The sequence below is a fragment of the Anaerorhabdus sp. genome, from assembly GCF_036657415.1.
Classification (GTDB): domain Bacteria; phylum Bacillota_I; class Bacilli_A; order Erysipelotrichales; family Erysipelotrichaceae; genus Anaerorhabdus.
The window spans coordinates 1-19180 of record NZ_JAVXGL010000037.1; the positions used below are offsets into that span (position 1 = coordinate 1).

A 19180-nucleotide genomic window follows, 5' to 3' on the forward strand; every position below is an offset into this window, starting at 1 on the left:
TGTGGATGGAGCTTTTTTAAATAAAAAACTGCGAGGCAGTTTTTTTGTTTCTATGAAAGTTCAGTGGAAAGAAAATGAAAAAAGTAGGCGTTAAGATTTGCTGAACCTTTTTCAGAAAAATAGATTATTAATCATTTTTTGTATTACTCAAATAATTTAGAACCAATTCGAACAATAGTTGAGTTGTGTTTCAATGCAAGAGAATAATCATCACTCATTCCCATTGAGCATTCCTTAATTATGTCATTTCCAAAATGGTTTTGTAACATCAAAAAGCATTGGTAAGCTTCTTCAAATATATTTTCGATTTCTTCTGTATTATCTGTATGCGGACCCATACACATGATTCCTTTTACTTGTATATTTGAATAGCTTAAACATTTTTCAATGAAAGGAATTGCATCTTCATAACTAAGTCCTGTTTTGGTATCTTCTTTGGCAAAATTAAATTGAACTAAAATAGGAATTATTTTATTAATGCGTTTTGCTTCAATATCTAATACTTCGACTAGATCTAAACTTTCTACTGACTCAATGCAAGCAAGATAAGGTAAAACTTTGTGTACCTTATTACGTTGAAGATGGCCAATAAAATGCCACTCAATATCTGCAGGTAAATCAACTTTTTGAAGCAATTCTTCTGCTCTATTCTCACCGAACATACGTTGTCCCTTATTGTAATAATACAGTATTTGTTCTTTAGAACGTTTCTTGCTTACAACAACTAGTTTTGTAGTTTTTAATTCTTTCAATAAGTCTTCATAATTAATCATATTTATCACCATAACCATTGTATCATGATTATGTTATAATTGAGCAGGTGGTGATAAAATATGAAGTGTGATTTACATTGTCATAGTCATTATAGCTTTGATAGTACTCAACCGGTTGAAGATTTAATACGACGCGCTAAGGAAGCTGGAATAAGTGTTTTAGCAATTACAGACCATAATCTAATAAGTGGTTCATTAGAAGCACTTAAACAAAATGAGGTAGAAATAATTCCAGGAATTGAAATTGATTGTTTCTGCAAAGATACAATTATTCATTTAACAGCTTACGGAATGGATCTTACTGATCCGCGTTTTACTGATTGGAAAGAATATTATATTTCAGAATTAGATAGAATTGGCGTATTACGTTTAAAGTTAATAGAAGAAAAATATAATTGTAAACTTAATGTGGATAAAATAAAATCATATACACATTTTGGTTATCCATATACAAATGTTGAAATTGAAAAAGTCTTATTTGAAGATTGTAATCATCCGGATTTATTGCCTTATCAAATTGGTGATAAAAGCCAAAATCCAATCGCTAATTTTTATTGGGATCACCTAGCAATTGGTAAATGGGGTTATGTTGAAATGGTATTACCTAATTACATCGATATTATTAATTGGATTCATGAAATTAAGGGTGTTATTATTTGTGCCCATCCCAAAGTTACAATTGGTAAAGATATGGATACAATCCAAACATTGATTGATGCAGGAATTGATGGCTTTGAAGTTTACTGTTCTTATCATGATGAAGAGTATGCTAATTTTTATAAAGAAATAGTACAAAAGTATGGATTATTGATGACCTGTGGAAGTGATTATCATGGTGCTACAAAACCAAATATTGAACTTGGACAAACAGGATATAATGAGGATTGTACACAAATCGTGGCAATGCTTAAAGAAAAAATCAAAGAAAAACACAATCAATAGAAATGTTGTATAATGAAGTGGGGTGAGAAGAATATGAAAAATAAAAAGTTAGAAAAAGAATTACTGGCACTTATTTTAACCATTGTTTTCTGTATAATTGCGGTTAGTATTGTACTTCTCATTTTAATAAATACTTTTAATGAAAAGAAGAATAACGAAGCACAAATTGTAGAAAAAGCGCCCGTCGTTTTAAATTATAATGCAAGTATATTCTATGGTGGAAAAGTAGATATAGATAAAAACTTAATAAAAGGATACACAATTGATAATGAAATGGATTTTTATTCGCTTTTCAGTTCAATTGAACCAGCAATTACGAATAATGATGTTTCAATCTTTGGCTTTGATGATGTAGTGGTAGAACCATACGATGGTAAAGGAGTGCCTACTGTATTGATTGATGATATGGGATCTATTGGATTCAATATGGTTGCGATGCTAGGGAGTAATACATTGAGCTTAGGTGAAGAAGCATTATCAAAATCATTCGATTATTGGGATCAACAAACAATGTATTTGTCTGGTGGAAGTAGAGAAGTTGAAGAATCAACTGAGATATTTACAAAGAATGGTATTAACTTTGGATTATTGTCGTATACGATGCCTTCAAATCTTACTGAGTTAACCATTGAAAACCCATCATTATTAGATATTTATAATGATCAAAAAGCACAAGATGATGTTATAAACTTGAAGAGTCAAGTAGATGTAGTTATTGTTTATATGGATTGGAATGATGTTGAAACAACAGAAGTAACAGGTGATCAAAAACGTGTTGCGAAACTACTTGCAGATGCAGGTGCTGATATTATACTTGGGACAAATACAGAATCTATTCAACCTGTTCAATGGATTGATGATACAATTGTTTATTATTCTTTAGGAAATTTAATAACGAACGATACTAGTCTCAACCAATCAATTGGATTAGTAGGAAGCCTTTTTATTCAAAAGACAGTTGTAGATGGAGTCGTGACCATTGAAAAAAGTCAACCAAAGGCTGACTTAATTTACATCACAGATAGCTTAGTGCCACGTGTGATGATGTTTGATGAATTAGTGGACGAAATTAAGAATAAAGATGAAGTATACAATAAGTATACAAGCATCATTACACAATTAGATGATTCTATTCGTGTGGGTGGTCTTAAATAAGTGGTATTTTAGGAGAACTTTGTGGTGGCACAAGGTTCTTTTTTTCAAGTGTTGGTAACACAAGTTTAAATACAATATAAAGCAATAACACTTCTAAAGGTAATAAAACTAAATTCTTTACAATACTAATTGAGAAATAGTAATTAAATCCTTTTGAAAAGAGCATTGAAGTCCATAAGGAACCTAGAAAAGCATTGCTGACAACATTAATAATTAAGCGTGATAAGAAAAGCTTTGTGACAGTGATTTTTGTTTGATACAAAAAAACTGCAAAGATGAAACAATTGAACATAGCACTTAATGCATAGCCAGGAAAAAATGCTCCACCAGGGAAAAGAATAAATCCAAGGATATCGGTTATAAATCCACTAAGTAATCCAGGGATTGGACCAATAATACAAGATTCAACAGCGATTAGTAAATAACCAAAGGAAATCCTTAAATTTTCTCCGATAGGTAAAAATAATCCTGCAGTTGCAACTTTAAGCGCAATGAAAATAGCCATAAGTGCTAGGTAACGAACGTTTTTTAGATTTTTAGCTGATTGTGTAAACATAAAAAATAGTCTCCTTCCTCCACAGATGTGAAGTCTTAGAGACATTTTCACAGTTGTGGGACAATAACTGTACCGCAAGTTTCCTTTTCGTCCATCGCTTCCCAAGCGAAGGCACTTAACGCACAATTAATGTATATATAACAAGAATATAAAAGATATTATTCGCTTTGTCAAGGAGAGTAATGTTTCAAGTTCATGAACTTTCTTTTATTTTGATAAATAAAAAGAATATCTAGGTCAAAGCGTGGTTATTGTGAAGTTAATGCCTTTATTAACTAGCTAAAATGAGGTAAACTATACAAGGTAAGGTGATGATTATGGAATTAGTTGTAACAATTGATGAATTAAAAGATATTCAAATTTATGCTGAAGCAGGCGCAACAGTCTTTTTGTTTGCGGATGAATTTCATGGTACACGGGTTGCGAAAAAGATGCAGCTAGATGAAATTATACAAGGTGTCCAACTTGTTAAAGAGTTAGGACTAAAAACAGCATTAATGATGAATCGTATTTATACGGATGCAGAAATTAATAAAATAGAAGAAATGTTAGTATTCGCAAAAGACACTCAAATTGATTGGATTTATTATAATGATCCGGCAGTTTTTATGTGTGCTGAAGAAATAGATTTGATTTCACATTTGGTTTATGAACCAGATACGTTGATGACGAATTCAAGAGATATGCAGTTTATCTTGAATCAAGGTGTTCATCATGCAGTTTTATCTACAGAGATTACATTGGATGAAATGAAAACAATGACGAGAAATGTCAATGGAAATACGGAAGCTATCTTATTTGGTTATTTAAATATGTCTTATTCAAAACGCCATTTAATACAAAATTATTGTGATGAAATTGGTATTGAAAATACCTATCAAGATGCAATGAATATGGTTTTAATTGAATCAACAAGAGAAGGCAGAATGCCGATTATTGAAGATGCTCAAGGTACTCATATATTTACAGATTATGTTTTAGATGCTTTTAATGAAATTGTAGAATTGAATAAAGAGGGTTTGCAAGTAGTACGAGTTGATGGTATTTTCTTAAGTCGTGATTGTATTGCGGATGCATGTCGAGCATTTAGAATGATTTTAAGTGGATTACCAAGTGAAATAATTAAACAAAAGTTTGAAGAGAAGTATCCGACAATTCCTTGGAGTACTGGATATATGTATCAAAAAACGAATTTAGTGAAGTAGGTGGCATATGAATAAAAAGATTGAGTTATTAGCACCAGCCGGTGATTTAGAAAGAGCAAAGACAGCTATTCGCTTTGGCGCCAATGCCGTTTATCTTGGAGGTAAACGTTTTTCACTTCGTTCAAGAGCGTCAAATTTTGATCTTTGCGATATTAAAGAAGCATGTGATTATGCTAAAGAACATGGAGCACATATTCATGTCACTGTAAACATGATTCCACATGATGAAGATTTAGATGGTTTGGAAGATTACCTAAAAGAGTTAGAAAATGCAGGAGTAACGGCAGTAATTGTCGCAAGTCCTTCAATTATTCAAGTAGTAAAAAAGGTAGCACCAAAACTAGAAGTTCATTTAAGTACACAAATGTCGACAACAAATTTAAAAGCAATTGAATATTACAAACGTCTAGGAGTAGATCGTATTGTATTCGCAAGAGAATGTAATTTAGAAGAGGTTACATTCATCGCGAAGAATTCTCCTATTCCAACAGAAGCTTTTATTCACGGTGGGATGTGTGTCAATTATTCTGGCCGCTGTACATTGAGCAATGCAATGACATTGCGAGATGCCAACCGTGGTGGTTGTGCGCAATCATGTCGTTGGAAATACCATTTATTGCAAGATGAAAAAGAAGTTAGTACTATGGATAATTTATTCTCGATGAGTTCTAAAGATTTAATGGCAGTTGAATTCATGTATGACTTGATGGAAGCTAATGTCGCATCACTAAAAATTGAGGGGCGTATGAAATCAGCTTATTATATTGCGAGTGTTGTCCATGCATATCGAAAATGTATTGATGAAATTGGGCTAACAGGACAACGACTAAGCCCAGAGAGATTAGCTTATTATGTTGATGAATTAGCGAAAGCTGAAAATCGTCCAACATCAAGTGGATTTTATCGAGGATTACCTACGTATCGTGACCATTTGTATGGTGTCAATGGAGCAGGTGTTACTCATGATTTTGTCGGCGTGGTATTATCCTATGATGAAGTATCAAAGACAGCTTTAGTACAAGTGCGTAATGTGTTCACAATTAATGATGAACTTGAAGTTTTTGGACCTAAAATTGATAACGAATCTTTTATCGTTCAATCGATTGTTAATGGGGATAATTGTAAGATTGACATCGCAAATCAACCGATGACAGAAGTTAGAGTTCCCATTCCATTTACCGTATATCCTGAAGATATGATAAGGAGAAAATAAGATGATTGTAGAAGGGTCACTTAGCGTTAAGGCAGTATTGCTTGCGAAGAATCGTGACGTATTAGAAATACTAGTTGATGAAAAAAAGATAGATAAAGATACTAATTTTATTCTTGCAAAGGCATATGAATCAAATGTGAAAGTAACGAAAGTAAAACGTGAAGAAATAGATGCTCAAGCAACCGGGAAAACACATGGTGGAATTCTTGCCATGGTTAGTTCAAGAAACTATCAACAACTTGAAGATTGTTTTGATGAAAATGCTTTTATTTGTGTTTTAGAAGGGGTAGAGGATCCTTTTAATCTAGGCTATGCTCTTCGTACTTTATATAGTGCTGGTTGTACTGGTGTTTTATTACCAAACCGTGATTGGAGTTACAGTGAATCAACAATATTAAAATCAAGTGCCGGTGCCAGTGAGTACATAAAAATATGCCTCAGTGATGATTTAGCCAGTGATATACGACAATGTAAAAAAAAAGGTTATACTTGTTTTGCAGCTATGAGAAAAGATGCGGTTTCATACTTTGATGTTGATTATAAAGGCCCATGTTTACTAGCAATTGGTGGCGAAATGCGGGGACTTAGCAGAAATGTATTAGAAGAAATTGAACAAAATATCTACATTCCATATGCCAATGATTTTAGAAATGCCTTAAATGCATCAAGTGCTGTAGCAGCAATTAGTTTTGAAATTGTAAGACAACGTAGAAAAAGTTAAACAAGTCCCTTCAGTCGTGTTATAATAATACGAAAATGGAGGGATTTTTATGAAGGAAGCATTCTATTTAAAAAATAATCTAGCGATTATTAACTTCACTACAAAATTTTGTAAAACATCAAGTGAATTGATTTCATCTGAGGGATTTGATCAGTTCTTAGACGCATATTTGAAATTCTTAATGAAAGACAATCAAGAACTTTATCTTTGGTTAACAAATAACGCTTCTGAGGAAGAAGTTAAGGCTGAATTAATTCGACTTGCGAAAATTACATTAGTATTGAGAATTGATGAAATTCATCACCCAGCACTTAATGAACCTAAGAAATTATTAGAAGTTATTGAGTCTATGTATCAATACTGGCGTAGTATGCAACGTATTTCAATTGTTTATTCAAAAAATGATGAAGGGCTACAGCTCGCAAACTTTATGGATGCAGATGGTGAATTTAATCGTCTAGTATTAGGATTATATCGTCGTATTCAACAAAAGGTACAAGGATCTAATAACCGTGTATTCCGTCAATTACAAGCAGGTACAAATGCAAGTATGATGTTAAACACATATGATTGGAATATTCCATCAACATATGATGTTCTTGCGAAAATACCATTTGTACATACATTGATGTTGAGAACACCATTAATTATTCATCCTAAGTCAAATAAACGCACAGGTACATTCACTGAAGTATTTGAAAATCCAATTCGTGATTTCGTTGATAAAAATGAAGACTGGATTTGTTTCCCATGTAAAGTAGGTTCATTATTGACTTTTATTTATTTCCATCGCGATTTTTCAGCGAGTGCAATTTCATTGGCAAACTTATTTGAACTTGCGACACCGGAAGAATGTACAGGAACAAAACCTGATTGCATTATGATTTTTGGAAATGAAGATGATAAAAAAGATACAATTTTCTATCATGACAAATCAGAAAATATGTGGATTGGAAAAATCTCATATGAAGATAAGATTGAATACTTTGGCTATTTAAAGAAGATGGCATTAACACTTCATAATTTAGCGATGATGGAAAAAGGATGGTTACCAATTCATGGTGCTATGATTAATCTTCATCTTAAAGATGGTACTAAAAAAGGAATTATGTTTATGGGTGATTCAGGAGCTGGTAAATCAGAAACAATTGAAGCACTTACAAATCTTGCAAAATCAGAAATTGATTATCAAGAAGTTGTATTTGATGATATGGGATCATTGCATATTGAAGATGGTAAGATTGTTGCACAAGGAACAGAAATTGGGGCATTTGTACGTTTAGATGATCTTGATCGTGGCTCAGCTTATCGAGATATGGACCGTTCAATTTTCTTCAATCCTGAAAGTTCAAACTCAAGAGTTGTAATTCCAGCAGCACCTTATAGTGTTGTAACTGCAAACCATACTATTGATATGTTCATGTATGCAAATAACTATACAGATGAACGTGGATTAAGAAAAGTGGATGATATTCATGAAGCAAAACAAATCTTTGTAGAAGGAAAACGTTTTGCCTTAGGTACAACACAAGAAAAAGGATTATCTACAACTTTCTTCGCAAATCCATTTGGTCCAATGCAAAAACAAGAAGAATGTACAATTTTAATTGATAAGATGTTTGATGAATTATACAAAGAAAATATCTTTGTAGGTGAAATATTCACATGTCTTGGTCTGCCAGATAAAGGAGACCATGGTATTGATGAAGCTGCTAAGGCTTTATTGCGACAAGTTAAAGAAAAATAAGTAGTGAAGCCCTATTATTATAGGGCTTTTTTACTTTTTAGTATTTTGTGTTAAAATAGTATGGGTTTGGGGGAGATAAAACATGCAAGTAAAATTTAATTGGAAGAAATTTTGCCGACATTTTCTATCAATACTATTATTATTTTTGGCAGTATTAATGATTAGAAGTACAGATTGGGCAATCAATACATTTAATTCACTCGATTTTTCGGAAATTGTATATCATTTGAAAGTTCCTATTGAGGGAACAAGTAGTACGATATTACTTAGCTTTTTTACGGATTCATTTTTGTATTCAATCGTTGTAACAGGATTACTATATTTTATTATTTCTTATTTTTGTTTGCGTTATAAAGAAAATAAATTATTTAAGGTTGTTGTGGGTAAGCAAATATTATTAGCCATTTGTGCATTTATCATATTTGGGTGTGTAGCACTTGTTAGAGTTAATGCATTAGATTATGTAGTTGCGATTACCACACAATCAACATTTATTGAAGAAAATTACGTTGATGGTAGAGATGTTGAAATTAAATTTCCTGATCAAAAAAGAAATTTAATTTATATATTCTTAGAATCAATGGAGGCAACCTATACTTCAACTGAAATGGGTGGATATATGGAAGATAACTTATTACCAAATCTTACTGCCTATGCTGAAGAAGGAGTTAATTTTTCTAATACAAAACAATTTGGAGGATTATATAGTCCTCAAAATACAACGTGGACAATTGCAGCAATGGTTGCACAAACAACAGGTTTACCTTTGAGTGTTCCAATTGATTCTAATCGCTATTATGGCGAAAAACCATTTTTACCTGGTGCTTACTCAATTGGTGATATTCTTGAACGTGAAGGATACAATCAAGAACTATTAATTGGCTCTAAAGCAGAGTTTGGTGCAAGAAATTTATTATTTACACAACATGGTGATTATAAAATTAATGATTATCATGCAGCAATTGAAGATGGTAGATTACCAAGTGGATATTTTGAATGGTGGGGATATGAAGACTCAAAACTATTCGATTATGCAAAAGAAGAGTTATTGGCTTTAGCGTCACAACCGGAACCATTCAACTTAACAATGTTGACTGCAAATACTCATTTCCAAGATGGATATTTAGAAGAAGCTTGTGCAGTTGATTATGATGATCCTTATTACAATGTACTGGCTTGTTCTGATCAACAAGTTTATGAGTTTGTCGAATGGATAAAACAACAAGATTTCTATGAAAATACAACGATTGTAATTGTTGGAGATCATCTAACAATGAATAAGAAGACATTTGATCATGTTAATAAATCAGATCGAACAGTATTTAATTTATTTATTAATAGTGTAGTAGAACCACATAGAACTAATATGAGAACCGCAACAACATTAGATATGTTTCCTTCTACATTAGCAAGTATGGGTGTAGAAATCGAAGGAGATCGCTTGGGATTAGGTGTTAATTTATTCTCTAACCGTCGAACTCTTGCGGAAAAATTTGGTTTAAAATATTTAAATGAAGAACTTTCACATTTCTCAACATTTTATAATGATAATTTATTATCGATAGAAGAAGAATAAACAACACCCTTTGGTGTTGTTTATTTTTGCATTTCATAATTAATTAGTAGTTGATTGTTAATAAAATTATCACGTTTGTTCAAAGTATGATATCCACGTTTTTCAAAAAAAGGTTTAGCAGTAATCGATGCATGGACAAGTATAGGAAGTTGTGTTTGTCTTTCTAATAAGTCACAAAGTTTCGTCGCAACTCCTTGATGAACATAGTTGTGATGAATGTATAAATGATCCAGCATATTCTTTTGTATGTTTCCATAGCCAATAATTTTATTATCTTTTACTGCTACTAGAGTATAGGAATTAAGAAGACGTTCATTTAGACTGATTTCATTAGTACAGCTAATCCACGCTTCAATTTCAGCAGAAGAATAATCTGGGCTATTTGTTACTCTTATTGTATTTTGAAAGAGTTGAAATACTTCATAACTATCTGTTTGTTGGTAGGCTCTTATTATCATGATTTTACCTCTATGTTTGAAAGTATAACATAGCCAAATTTCTAATACAAACAATGGTAAATAAGGTATAATAGGGCATAGATAGGAGACCAACTATGATTATTCAGTCAACACAAAACGAGAAAATAAAAACATGGGCAAAACTTCATCATAAAAAGGGAAGAGATGAAGCTAAACAATTTTTAGTTGAAGGTGAGCACTTAATACGTGAAGCAATCACACGTAATTGTCTAGAAGTACTTTTAATCGAAGAAGGTCTATGTAGTTCATTTGAAGGAACCACTATTGAATGTAGTCATGAAGTATTGAAAAAATTAAGTCAAAGTATATCAGGAACAACAATGATTGGTGTATGTAGAATGATTGAGACTGAGCTTGAAAATAGTAATCGAGTACTTTTGTTGGATAATATCCAAGACCCTGGAAATTTAGGTACAATCATAAGAACAGCACATTCATTTAATTTTGATGCAATTTATTGTTCTGAGGATTGTGTTGATTTATATAATGATAAAACAATTCGTTCTACACAAGGTGCTTTCTTTCATATACCAGTAATTCGAACTGACTTAGAAAATCAATTCAAATTATTAAAAGAAGATGATTTTACAATCATTGGGACTTCATTGAAAAGAGCAATTCCATTTGCCCAAAGTAAAGAGGAATCTAAAGTTGCTCTTTTGTTTGGAAATGAAGGGCAAGGAGTTCAAGATAAATATCTCGAACAAACAGATTACAATGTAAAAATAGAAATTAATGAATTTGATTCATTAAATGTGGCAATAGCTGCTGGAATTTGTATGTATCGCTACAGAAAATAAAAGGTCCAAGAAATTGGGCTTTTTTGTTACTTACAGGATTATTTATAAATGTATTTGACAAATATCTAACTAAATGTATAATTTATATTAGATTTAAATCTAATAACTTTGTTAGGAGACTATAATGGAGAATACAGGATACAAACATCTTTTAAAAAATAAAAATTTCTTGGCCTATTTATCTGCGAATGTAATTAATCGTTTTGGAGACTCATTGGATAGTATTGCGTTTACTTGGATTATTTATACAATTACGGGTAGTGCTTTTTGGTCTGCACTTATTTTTGGAATAAATCGTTTACCGACAATCTTCTTACAGCCGTTTTTAGGGGTGCTAGCCGATAAAATGAATAAAAGAGTTGTAATGATAGCTACAGACATTATTCGTGGTATATGTGTCTTATATATTGGTATTGGGGTTATGCAAGGATTTCTAAATGAATGGTCTCTCTTGGCTGCAACACTCATTATTTCTACAGCAGAAGCGTTTAGAATGCCGGCTGCTGCCTCAATGATTCCACAGCTTCTTGATATTGAAGACTATGAATATGGTGTAGCTTTGGATCAAGGACTGTCAGGTACAACAGAGTTAATAGGTATGCTTAGTGCGGGGTTTATTATTGGATTATTTGGAGTACAAATAGCAGTATTTATTGATATGGCTACATTCTTCATTTGTGCATTTATTCTTCTCTTTGTAAAGCTCAAACCGATTGAAAAGAAAGAAACACTCAATTTGAATTACTTTGAAAACTTAAAAGCAGGATTTAGATTGGTTAAAACAAATCATTTAATTATGTACATGATTTTTCTTGCGGTTTTCTTAAATGCACTATCAACTCCCTTCAATTCTTTACAAGCACCTTTAGTGAGTGAGATATTACATGCAAAAGAAATTATGTTGTCAGTCATAGGAATAAGTTTTGCGACAGGAGGAATATTTGGTTCTTTCTTATTTCCTAAGATAAATGAACGTGTTCATAATGTTGTTATGGTGAAAGCAGGAGGATTATCTTTAGTCTTGATGTATTTGTGCCCAGTCTTAATTGGAAATTTCATACAAAATGAATTAGTTCGCTATATCCTAGTATTCATTTATGGGGTAGGTGTAGGTGTTTGCGTTGCACTTATTAACACATTTATTGGGGTTATCACGGTTAAATCAATAAAACCAGAATTCTTAGGAAGAGTAAAATCAATTTTGGGTGCATTAGCAGTTGCTTCTATGCCAATCGTATCATTTATAATAAGTGGACTTGTCTTTGTCTTTTCAACCGAAGTAATCTTTGTAGCAACAGGATTATTAAGTTTAGTTTGTTACTTCACTATTTGCAGTAAAAAAACGTATAATAGAATGGTAAAAGTAGAGGATATGCAGGATGAAGATGGAAATAATTGATAAAATATCATATGCCACAGAAGCTTCACTATTATGTGTAGGATATGTTAACGGTAAATCAAATAATGAAATAATTGATAGAATACTAAAAAAAGAAAAAAATCCATTAGCTAAACAGTATACCAAAACAATCCTTAAAATTATGAATGAAGTCAATGAATTACAGAGTGGATATCATGACATCCTTGAAAAGTATTATCAAAAAATACCAGGATTAGAATGTACAATAATTGAATCACTTTTTATTGATTTATATGAAAAGCGTTGTAATTCTTTAGAAGAGTATGAAAAACAATTATCTAAGTTGAATCAAGAAGAAATAAATTATATTTTGATGAATAATTTAAATAATGAAATCTTCTTAAAAGATATAAATGTAGTAACTACAAGTGAGTTATTTAAAGTAATTAGACAGCTTAATATTGAGGATAAAATGCAATTGTTACTTATTGATATCGCTATAAACTGGCAAGAGCACTTGGAAGTATTAAAACCACTCTTTACAAAAATAGTAAAATTGCTAAAAAAATATACCAAAGAATTAAATGAAATTAATCAATTTGGAATCACAAATATAAAAGCACAAAGTAATTTGTTGGCACAATTAGAGAATGCAGCTTCATTTCGCTTTGATGATATAACACAATATGAATTTGAAATAGGAACAATGATATTTCAACCTTTCTTTGTAACTATGAAAATATCAAATAATGAGAAACAAGTATTTCTAAATTATGGTGCATTATTTAATTTTGAATATGTTGCGATAAAAAAAGAATTAACGAAGGAAAACATTTTAGAGTTAACTAAAATACTAGCTGATCCAACAAAATTAGAAATATTGAAACTACTAGCGAAAGGTCGTGCATATGGAAAGGAAATCGTTGATGAAACGGGTTTAACACCTGCAACAATTTCACATCATATGCAAGCTTTAAATCATGCGAATTTTGTAAGTGTCCATTTGGAAATGAATAAAACATACTATCAAATAGAAAAAGATAATATTCTGTTAGGGATTAACCGAATAAAGGATTATATTGAAGAACTTTAAAGAGCGTAAGCTCTTTTTACTTTATTGGCATAAGAGTAATGGGGATTTAAAGTTGTAATTGTCAAAAAATCATGATATTATGATAAAAATTATCGTAAAACAATAATTTTAGGGGGTAAATATGAAATCTAAGGCACATCTCATCATTTTATTCATAGAAAGTATTTCATGTATTGTGATGGTATTTGGTCGTTTTTCAATACCAAATCCATTTGCAACAGTCATTTCTTTTCCATTTGTACAAATTAGTGGATTACTTAGAGGTTTATCCTTATCAAGCACTTTTGGAAATATCATGGCAATTATTCTTTATGTTTTATTATGCTTTAGTCCATGGCTCTTATTTATTGGTAAAAGAAGAACCCGCGTATTGGAAGATCAGTTAATTATTATTTTACCTTTTGTTCTTTTGTATGCAATTTATCAAATGATTAATCCAAGTGCATTATTTTTATTTAATAATCTTGCGATGAATAATGCTATTTTAGGCTTATTGATTTATTCCATAATTTTTAGTTATTTCATATTAAGAGCAGTTCGGAAGTTTTATACAAAGACTACGACAAAATTAATTGATTATTTATTAATTGTATTTGTAATTGTGAACGTTACTTTAGTGTTCCAAATAGTTTATCAAGGATTATTTGATGCATATCAAACATTCCAATCGATGCAAATCAATAATTCAGGGTATACAGAACTTTTTAGAATTAATCTGTTATTTATAGCTGGACGCTTTATAATTTCTAATCTTCCATTATTTCTTAATGTACTTATTGTTTATTTTGGATGTGAAGTGTTGATTCAATTAAAGGAAACAGGATATTCTACCACAACTTTGTTGGGCGTGAATAAGTTGACAAACTTTTGTAAACAATCCCTTGTTCTTATTTTATTTACTAATGTTTTCTTTCAAATAATTCAACTGATATTTGCGAAGTCACTTTTTATAGTTAATTCCACATTTGATTTTCCTATCTTTTCAATTCTCTTTATCGCAATTTGCATCTTAGTTACAAATTTGATTAATGAAAACAAAACATTAAAAGAAGAGAATGAGAGTTTTATATAAATTATGGCAATTTATATTCAACTAGAGGAAATCCTAAAAGCTAGAAATATGACCTCAAAAGAGTTATGTGGAAAGATTGGAATTACAGAAGCAAATCTTTCGATACTAAGAAGTAATAAAGCGAAAGGTGTACGATTTGCAACAATAAATAAGATTTGTTATTACTTGAATTGTGAAGTAGGAGATATATTAAAATTCGATGGAATTTTGGAGGAACTAGATGAAGATGAGTAAAATAGTAGTAAGTCTATTGTTGATGGTTGGTTTATGTGGATGCCAATTAGCAAAAGAGGTAGTTGCAACAGGTGAAGATGAATTAATTGGTGTTTTCATTACGATGGAAAGCTTAAATATTCATGATTTTGAAGCAACATTAAATAATAAAGATGATATAAATAATGGCAAAAAATACGCATCACTAATAATGGAACCATATATAAATGAAGCGGGGCAATCTAAAGAAATGCCTGCATATGTATTTGAGGATTTAGAAGGTATACCATTCTTCAATGCAGAGATTGAAGAAGATGGAGAAACATATAGAAGTATGGCAGATACAAACGGATACTTATCGAATTTGAAATTAGCGACGAATATAACGGATGATTCAAGAGAATATGTTTTAGAAGGCAAACTTTATTATAAAGTTGGAATACAAGATATGGTATTTTATGCTAATCCAGTTTATCAAGAATCAAATGGTAATGTGTATGTTGGACAAGCAGCTGGTCTTTCAATGATGGTTTCAACGGAAGGACAATCAGGTTCCAATAAAGTTGATGCATCAATGACATTAACTGAAAACAATAAAACAATTACTAATAAAACAAGTGTTACAGTTAGTTATGAATCAATGTTTGAACCAATTAAAACTTCAATAATTGAAATGAATAAAGAAAACGAAGTTGTATTGATTAGTGAATATAAGAATAATATATTTCCAGATTCTCTAGACCTAAATAATGAAACTGAATATGTACTAGTAGAAACAACAAAACTTGATACTACTAATAAAGAGATAGTTACTCGGGAAATATTTTCTAAGAATGATGATTCAATCAATGTGTATGAACTTAAAGATAATGGACTAATCATTGTAAAAAATATAATAATGAATTCAATAAACTGAATTAAATCTTATTTCTAAGTGTTTGAAACTGATAGTTGCGGCTATTCAACGTAAAGTTGGTAGTGGCAACTGTCCCGCTACCGGTATATTTGTCTCATGAAGGAGACAAGTGTTATGGAAAAAAAGGGATATAAACACATATTAAAACAAAAGAGTTTCGTCGCATATGTATTTGCGAATGTAATTAATCGATTTGGAGATTCACTAGATAGTATTGCATTTACATGGATTATTTATACAATTACTGGGAATGCGTTTTGGTCAGCATTAATATTTGGTGTTAATCGGTTACCGACAATTTTATTACAACCTTTTCTAGGAGTTCTTGTTGATAAAATGAATAAGAAAAAAGTACTTATTAGTACAGATATCATCCGTGGAATTTGCGTATTTTTTATTGGTTTAGGTCTTATCCAAGGATGGTTAAATGAGTGGCATCTATTATTTACAACGATATTGATTTCAACTGCCGAAGCTTTCAGAATGCCAGCTTCTGCATCAATGTTACCTCATTTACTAAATGAAGAAGATTATGAATATGGAGTTTCACTCAATCAAGGATTGCTTGGAACGGTTGAATTAATAGGTCTTGCGAGTGCAGGCTTTATCATTGGTTGGTTAGGTGTTGAAAGTGCAGTGTTTATTGATATGGTTACATTCTTCTTATGTGCTGTTGTGTTATTATTTGTACGTTTAAAACCAGTATTGAGAACAGAAGAAAGCAATCAAGATAGTTACTTTCAAGAACTTAAAAATGGTTTTCGATTTGTAAAAAACAATAAATTGATTTGGTATATTTTGATGTTAGCTGTCTTTATGAATGGAATTTTCACACCATTCAATGCACTACAAGCTCCATTAATTAGTGAGATATTGAAATCAGGCGAGGCAATGTTATCAATTGTTGGAATGAGTATTACTATTGGAGGTATTTTTGGATCATTTGTGTATCCTAAAGTAAAAGATCACCTTTCGGAATTTTTACTTATAAAGGTGGGAGCTATTTCATTAATTCTAATGTATGTAGCACCTCTTATGATAGGACAATTTATTCAAGGTGAGTTATTAAAATATAGTGCAGTATTAATTACTGGGATTGTTTGTGGTATATTAATTGCATTATTAAATACCTATGTTGGTGTTTTAACAGTACAAATTGTCAAGCCAGAATATTTAGGAAGAATCAATTCGATTCTATATGCAATATCAGCTGCAGCTATGCCTTTTGTATCATTTATTGTCAGTGGTGTTGTTGTATATATTGGAACAAAAAATGTCTTTATTGGATGTGCCGCTTTGGCGATTCTATTCTATTTTACAGTTTGTAGTAAAAAAGTTTATAACAGTATGGTTGTGAATGGTCGCAAAAAAATAGAAGCGATAAATGAAGAAGTAATAAATGTGCAAGAAGGATAAATCAAGAATCATTTCATGTAAAAAGGGATAGTCATTTGACTATCCCTTTTTGGTTATTCTATTCAAATGTAAATGGCATATGAATGAATGAAGTATATCCATCAAAATAGTTGAAGAATTCTTCAGCAAAATGAGGTGTGGTTACAATTGCTTTCTCTTGTTTAATTGCATCATGAACAGAAAGATCTTTTGCCATAATTTCAGCAAAGGTTTCTTTTGAAGCAATTATTGTTTCATCACAAACAATGTCAGAATTGTGGTGAATTTCAAGGATTCCTTTTCTTATTTCAAGAATAAATGAATCTGTAGTACCATCAATAATACATTTTAGGAAAATATGAATGTTTGAAGATGCTGGACCATTAAGTTTTGGTTTATATGATTCAAACATGTAGTCAACAGGTAGTTCTACAATAGTCTTTGAAAAAGAAGGGAAACCACCATTTGGACCAGCTTGTGCGGCAATTGCATCAAACGCTCCTTCTAGTTGTAATGCACATGTCAAATACCAATTTCGCCATGTTGCGTTTTCTGTTAGATATCCTAATTGGCGAACAGCCTTTGCTTTAATCGCACGAATTTCCATATCGTCTTTTTTAATGCGAATAGGGTAGTTTGCAAGTTGTGAGCACCATTGATATTCTTTTCTGTCAAAAGCCTCTTCACATGCTTTTAAAACAGCATCACGGCCACCCATGAGTTCTACCATCTTAATAGCTTCTTCTTTTGGTGGTATTTTATTTAAACTAGCAGGATTACCATCAAACCAACCTATATATGTATCATAAATTGCCCGAACAGCTTGTGTAAATGTACCATAGAATTCACCAATCCTATCTTCATGATATAAGTGTGGTGGTAATTGTTTTAAAGCATCAACAATATAATCAGGGGTAAGACCATGATTAACTAAACGTACTGTTTGATCATGGGTATATTGTATAGCATCACGATAATCAGTAAGTAACTTCATGCAAACATCTTTGCCTATTACTGGTCGCATGTGTGCACCAGTTAAATACTCTGGTTGATAACTTCTTACTTTATCAAGTCCCTTATACCAAATTACAGCATCTCTACTTTGCCCACGAACGGTATAAAGATTTGGATAAGCTTCAGCTTGGATTGCATCTGCGAGGTGCATAAGTTTACTATCTTTCAAGAAAACAAGTAAATGATCATCGGTTTCAGTTGGACAATTAAATATTTCTAAATGAACACCAGCGATTGTCATATCGCGAGTTTCACCGTTTTTCATAGTAGTGTTTGGGGTAACCATTTGAATTGTTCCTTTTTGTAGTTTTGGACCGGCACCTTCATTAATAACCCCTTGTTCACCTTCTGGCAAAACAGAACCATACATCCAAATTGCTCTACCCATTCGAATATCTGCAAGTTGGCCATTAGAAGAAGAAACATTTTTCATAAAATTTTCGTGAGCAAGCACAATTACTTCTTTTGAATCAGACTGTTCTTGACTCACATAAGCCTTTGTACCTCCCCAATGATCAGGATGAAAATGAGTTATAATTACGGCTTTAACAGGTTTATTAGTAATTTTTCTAAATTCATCACGAATATGAATTGAAGATTCAAGTGATTCACCTGGATCTACAATGATGATTCCATCATCACCTTCAATCATAAGTGGATTTTGTAAGCCAAAACCAACAGCTGAATAGACATTACCAGCGACTTGGTATATTTTTTGTTCCATTACTTTTGAATGGTCAAGTAACCTTTGATTAATAAAGGGGGATGATGCAGTGGAAAATGCTAGATTTTTGGTCATATAAATATCTCCTTTAGATTAAATCTATAAATTAAGTATAAACACGAATGATTTAGAATGTCTAAAGATATAATTCTAAATTTTAAGTGATTAGGTACTAATATCTATCATTTTTATAGAAGGAGAAAATGAGAATATGTTCATTGCATAT

At 31.4% G+C, this 19180-nt stretch carries 18 protein-coding genes; 14 read left to right on the forward strand and 4 right to left on the reverse strand.

Annotation, left to right across the window (positions count from 1 at the left end; genetic code table 11):
* Positions 1 to 143 precede the first annotated feature (143 nt).
* Positions 144 to 773 carry a YggS family pyridoxal phosphate-dependent enzyme gene (locus RSB60_RS06690; RefSeq protein ID WP_332615308.1) on the reverse strand — a complete coding sequence of 210 codons (630 nt, stop codon included), beginning with the start codon at positions 771 to 773 and terminating at the stop codon, positions 144 to 146.
* Positions 774 to 833: 60 nt separating this feature from the next.
* On the opposite strand from RSB60_RS06690, the gene RSB60_RS06695 reads away from it, so the two are divergent.
* Positions 834 to 1715, forward strand: a complete 882-nt coding sequence (locus RSB60_RS06695) for a PHP domain-containing protein (RefSeq protein WP_332615310.1) — start codon at positions 834 to 836, stop codon at positions 1713 to 1715.
* Positions 1716 to 1748: 33 nt separating this feature from the next.
* Complete coding sequence (locus tag RSB60_RS06700; RefSeq protein ID WP_332615312.1) at positions 1749 to 2870, forward strand: CapA family protein; 1122 nt, start codon at positions 1749 to 1751, stop codon at positions 2868 to 2870.
* On the opposite strand, the gene RSB60_RS06705 is transcribed toward RSB60_RS06700, so the two are convergent.
* Positions 2863 to 3426 carry a folate family ECF transporter S component gene (locus tag RSB60_RS06705; RefSeq protein WP_323381857.1) on the reverse strand — a complete coding sequence of 188 codons (564 nt, stop codon included), beginning with the start codon at positions 3424 to 3426 and terminating at the stop codon, positions 2863 to 2865. The two genes, RSB60_RS06700 and RSB60_RS06705, sit on opposite strands and share 8 nt — an antisense overlap.
* Before the next feature lie 317 nt (positions 3427 to 3743).
* Here RSB60_RS06705 and RSB60_RS06710 point away from each other — a divergent pair, with 317 nt between their 5' ends.
* The 5 genes from RSB60_RS06710 (at position 3744) to RSB60_RS06730 (ending at position 9888) form a co-directional block, all read left to right on the forward strand.
* Positions 3744 to 4631, forward strand: coding sequence for a peptidase U32 family protein (locus RSB60_RS06710; RefSeq protein ID WP_332615314.1), 888 nt, complete (start codon positions 3744 to 3746; stop codon positions 4629 to 4631).
* A 7-nt stretch (positions 4632 to 4638) separates the two neighbouring features.
* The gene (locus RSB60_RS06715) at positions 4639 to 5844 is read left to right on the forward strand and encodes a peptidase U32 family protein (RefSeq protein ID WP_332615315.1); all 1206 of its coding nucleotides are present in this window, start codon (positions 4639 to 4641) and stop codon (positions 5842 to 5844) included.
* A gap of 1 nt (position 5845) precedes the next feature.
* The gene (locus RSB60_RS06720) at positions 5846 to 6565 is read left to right on the forward strand and encodes a TrmH family RNA methyltransferase (RefSeq protein ID WP_332615317.1); all 720 of its coding nucleotides are present in this window, start codon (positions 5846 to 5848) and stop codon (positions 6563 to 6565) included.
* Between the two features lie 49 nt (positions 6566 to 6614).
* A complete protein-coding gene (locus tag RSB60_RS06725) occupies positions 6615 to 8312 on the forward strand; it encodes a hypothetical protein (RefSeq protein WP_332615319.1) in 1698 nt (565 codons plus the stop codon).
* Positions 8313 to 8394: 82 nt separating this feature from the next.
* A complete protein-coding gene (locus tag RSB60_RS06730) occupies positions 8395 to 9888 on the forward strand; it encodes an LTA synthase family protein (RefSeq protein ID WP_332615321.1) in 1494 nt (497 codons plus the stop codon).
* A 20-nt stretch (positions 9889 to 9908) separates the two neighbouring features.
* On the opposite strand, the gene RSB60_RS06735 is transcribed toward RSB60_RS06730, so the two are convergent.
* A complete protein-coding gene (locus tag RSB60_RS06735) occupies positions 9909 to 10346 on the reverse strand; it encodes a GNAT family N-acetyltransferase (protein WP_332615323.1) in 438 nt (145 codons plus the stop codon).
* 95 nt (positions 10347 to 10441) lie between these two features.
* Between RSB60_RS06735 and RSB60_RS06740 the strand changes: the two genes are divergently transcribed.
* The 7 genes from RSB60_RS06740 to RSB60_RS06770 all read left to right on the forward strand — a co-directional run bounded on the left by RSB60_RS06740 (position 10442) and on the right by RSB60_RS06770 (position 17237).
* Positions 10442 to 11167 (forward strand): TrmH family RNA methyltransferase, encoded by a 726-nt coding sequence (locus RSB60_RS06740; protein ID WP_332615325.1) that lies wholly within the window; start codon positions 10442 to 10444, stop codon positions 11165 to 11167.
* Positions 11168 to 11291: 124 nt separating this feature from the next.
* Positions 11292 to 12566, forward strand: coding sequence for an MFS transporter (locus RSB60_RS06745; protein ID WP_332615327.1), 1275 nt, complete (start codon positions 11292 to 11294; stop codon positions 12564 to 12566).
* On the forward strand, positions 12553 to 13620 hold the full coding sequence (locus RSB60_RS06750) for an ArsR/SmtB family transcription factor (RefSeq protein WP_332615329.1): 1068 nt from the start codon (positions 12553 to 12555) through the stop codon (positions 13618 to 13620). Before RSB60_RS06745 ends, RSB60_RS06750 begins: the two co-directional genes overlap by 14 nt.
* Positions 13621 to 13741: 121 nt before the next feature.
* Complete coding sequence (locus RSB60_RS06755; protein ID WP_332615331.1) at positions 13742 to 14692, forward strand: hypothetical protein; 951 nt, start codon at positions 13742 to 13744, stop codon at positions 14690 to 14692.
* Between the two features lie 3 nt (positions 14693 to 14695).
* Positions 14696 to 14926, forward strand: coding sequence for a helix-turn-helix domain-containing protein (locus RSB60_RS06760; protein ID WP_332615333.1), 231 nt, complete (start codon positions 14696 to 14698; stop codon positions 14924 to 14926).
* Positions 14919 to 15821, forward strand: coding sequence for a hypothetical protein (locus RSB60_RS06765; protein WP_332615335.1), 903 nt, complete (start codon positions 14919 to 14921; stop codon positions 15819 to 15821). The genes RSB60_RS06760 and RSB60_RS06765 overlap by 8 nt, the downstream gene beginning before the upstream one ends.
* Before the next feature lie 114 nt (positions 15822 to 15935).
* A complete protein-coding gene (locus RSB60_RS06770) occupies positions 15936 to 17237 on the forward strand; it encodes an MFS transporter (RefSeq protein WP_323381842.1) in 1302 nt (433 codons plus the stop codon).
* Positions 17238 to 17295: 58 nt separating this feature from the next.
* On the opposite strand, the gene RSB60_RS06775 is transcribed toward RSB60_RS06770, so the two are convergent.
* A complete protein-coding gene (locus RSB60_RS06775; RefSeq protein WP_332615337.1) occupies positions 17296 to 19029 on the reverse strand; it encodes an alkyl sulfatase dimerization domain-containing protein in 1734 nt (577 codons plus the stop codon).
* Positions 19030 to 19180: the final 151 nt, after the last annotated feature.

Bases quoted from the DNA above. Each gene is read 5' to 3' on its own strand.
- RSB60_RS06740 (WP_332615325.1), top strand. From the start codon at position 10,442: ATGATTATTCAGTCAACACAAAACGAGAAAATAAAAACATGGGCAAAA.
- RSB60_RS06715 (WP_332615315.1), top strand. From the start codon at position 4,639: ATGAATAAAAAGATTGAGTTATTAGCACCAGCCGGTGATTTAGAAAGA.
- RSB60_RS06775 (WP_332615337.1), bottom strand. From the start codon at position 19,029: ATGACCAAAAATCTAGCATTTTCCACTGCATCATCCCCCTTTATTAAT.
- RSB60_RS06725 (WP_332615319.1), top strand. From the start codon at position 6,615: ATGAAGGAAGCATTCTATTTAAAAAATAATCTAGCGATTATTAACTTC.
- RSB60_RS06735 (WP_332615323.1), bottom strand. From the start codon at position 10,346: ATGATAATAAGAGCCTACCAACAAACAGATAGTTATGAAGTATTTCAA.
- RSB60_RS06750 (WP_332615329.1), top strand. From the start codon at position 12,553: ATGGAAATAATTGATAAAATATCATATGCCACAGAAGCTTCACTATTA.
- RSB60_RS06755 (WP_332615331.1), top strand. From the start codon at position 13,742: ATGAAATCTAAGGCACATCTCATCATTTTATTCATAGAAAGTATTTCA.
- RSB60_RS06695 (WP_332615310.1), top strand. From the start codon at position 834: ATGAAGTGTGATTTACATTGTCATAGTCATTATAGCTTTGATAGTACT.
- RSB60_RS06720 (WP_332615317.1), top strand. From the start codon at position 5,846: ATGATTGTAGAAGGGTCACTTAGCGTTAAGGCAGTATTGCTTGCGAAG.
- RSB60_RS06770 (WP_323381842.1), top strand. From the start codon at position 15,936: ATGGAAAAAAAGGGATATAAACACATATTAAAACAAAAGAGTTTCGTC.
- RSB60_RS06705 (WP_323381857.1), bottom strand. From the start codon at position 3,426: ATGTTTACACAATCAGCTAAAAATCTAAAAAACGTTCGTTACCTAGCA.
- RSB60_RS06765 (WP_332615335.1), top strand. From the start codon at position 14,919: ATGAGTAAAATAGTAGTAAGTCTATTGTTGATGGTTGGTTTATGTGGA.
- RSB60_RS06700 (WP_332615312.1), top strand. From the start codon at position 1,749: ATGAAAAATAAAAAGTTAGAAAAAGAATTACTGGCACTTATTTTAACC.
- RSB60_RS06730 (WP_332615321.1), top strand. From the start codon at position 8,395: ATGCAAGTAAAATTTAATTGGAAGAAATTTTGCCGACATTTTCTATCA.
- RSB60_RS06760 (WP_332615333.1), top strand. From the start codon at position 14,696: ATGGCAATTTATATTCAACTAGAGGAAATCCTAAAAGCTAGAAATATG.
- RSB60_RS06690 (WP_332615308.1), bottom strand. From the start codon at position 773: ATGATTAATTATGAAGACTTATTGAAAGAATTAAAAACTACAAAACTA.
- RSB60_RS06710 (WP_332615314.1), top strand. From the start codon at position 3,744: ATGGAATTAGTTGTAACAATTGATGAATTAAAAGATATTCAAATTTAT.
- RSB60_RS06745 (WP_332615327.1), top strand. From the start codon at position 11,292: ATGGAGAATACAGGATACAAACATCTTTTAAAAAATAAAAATTTCTTG.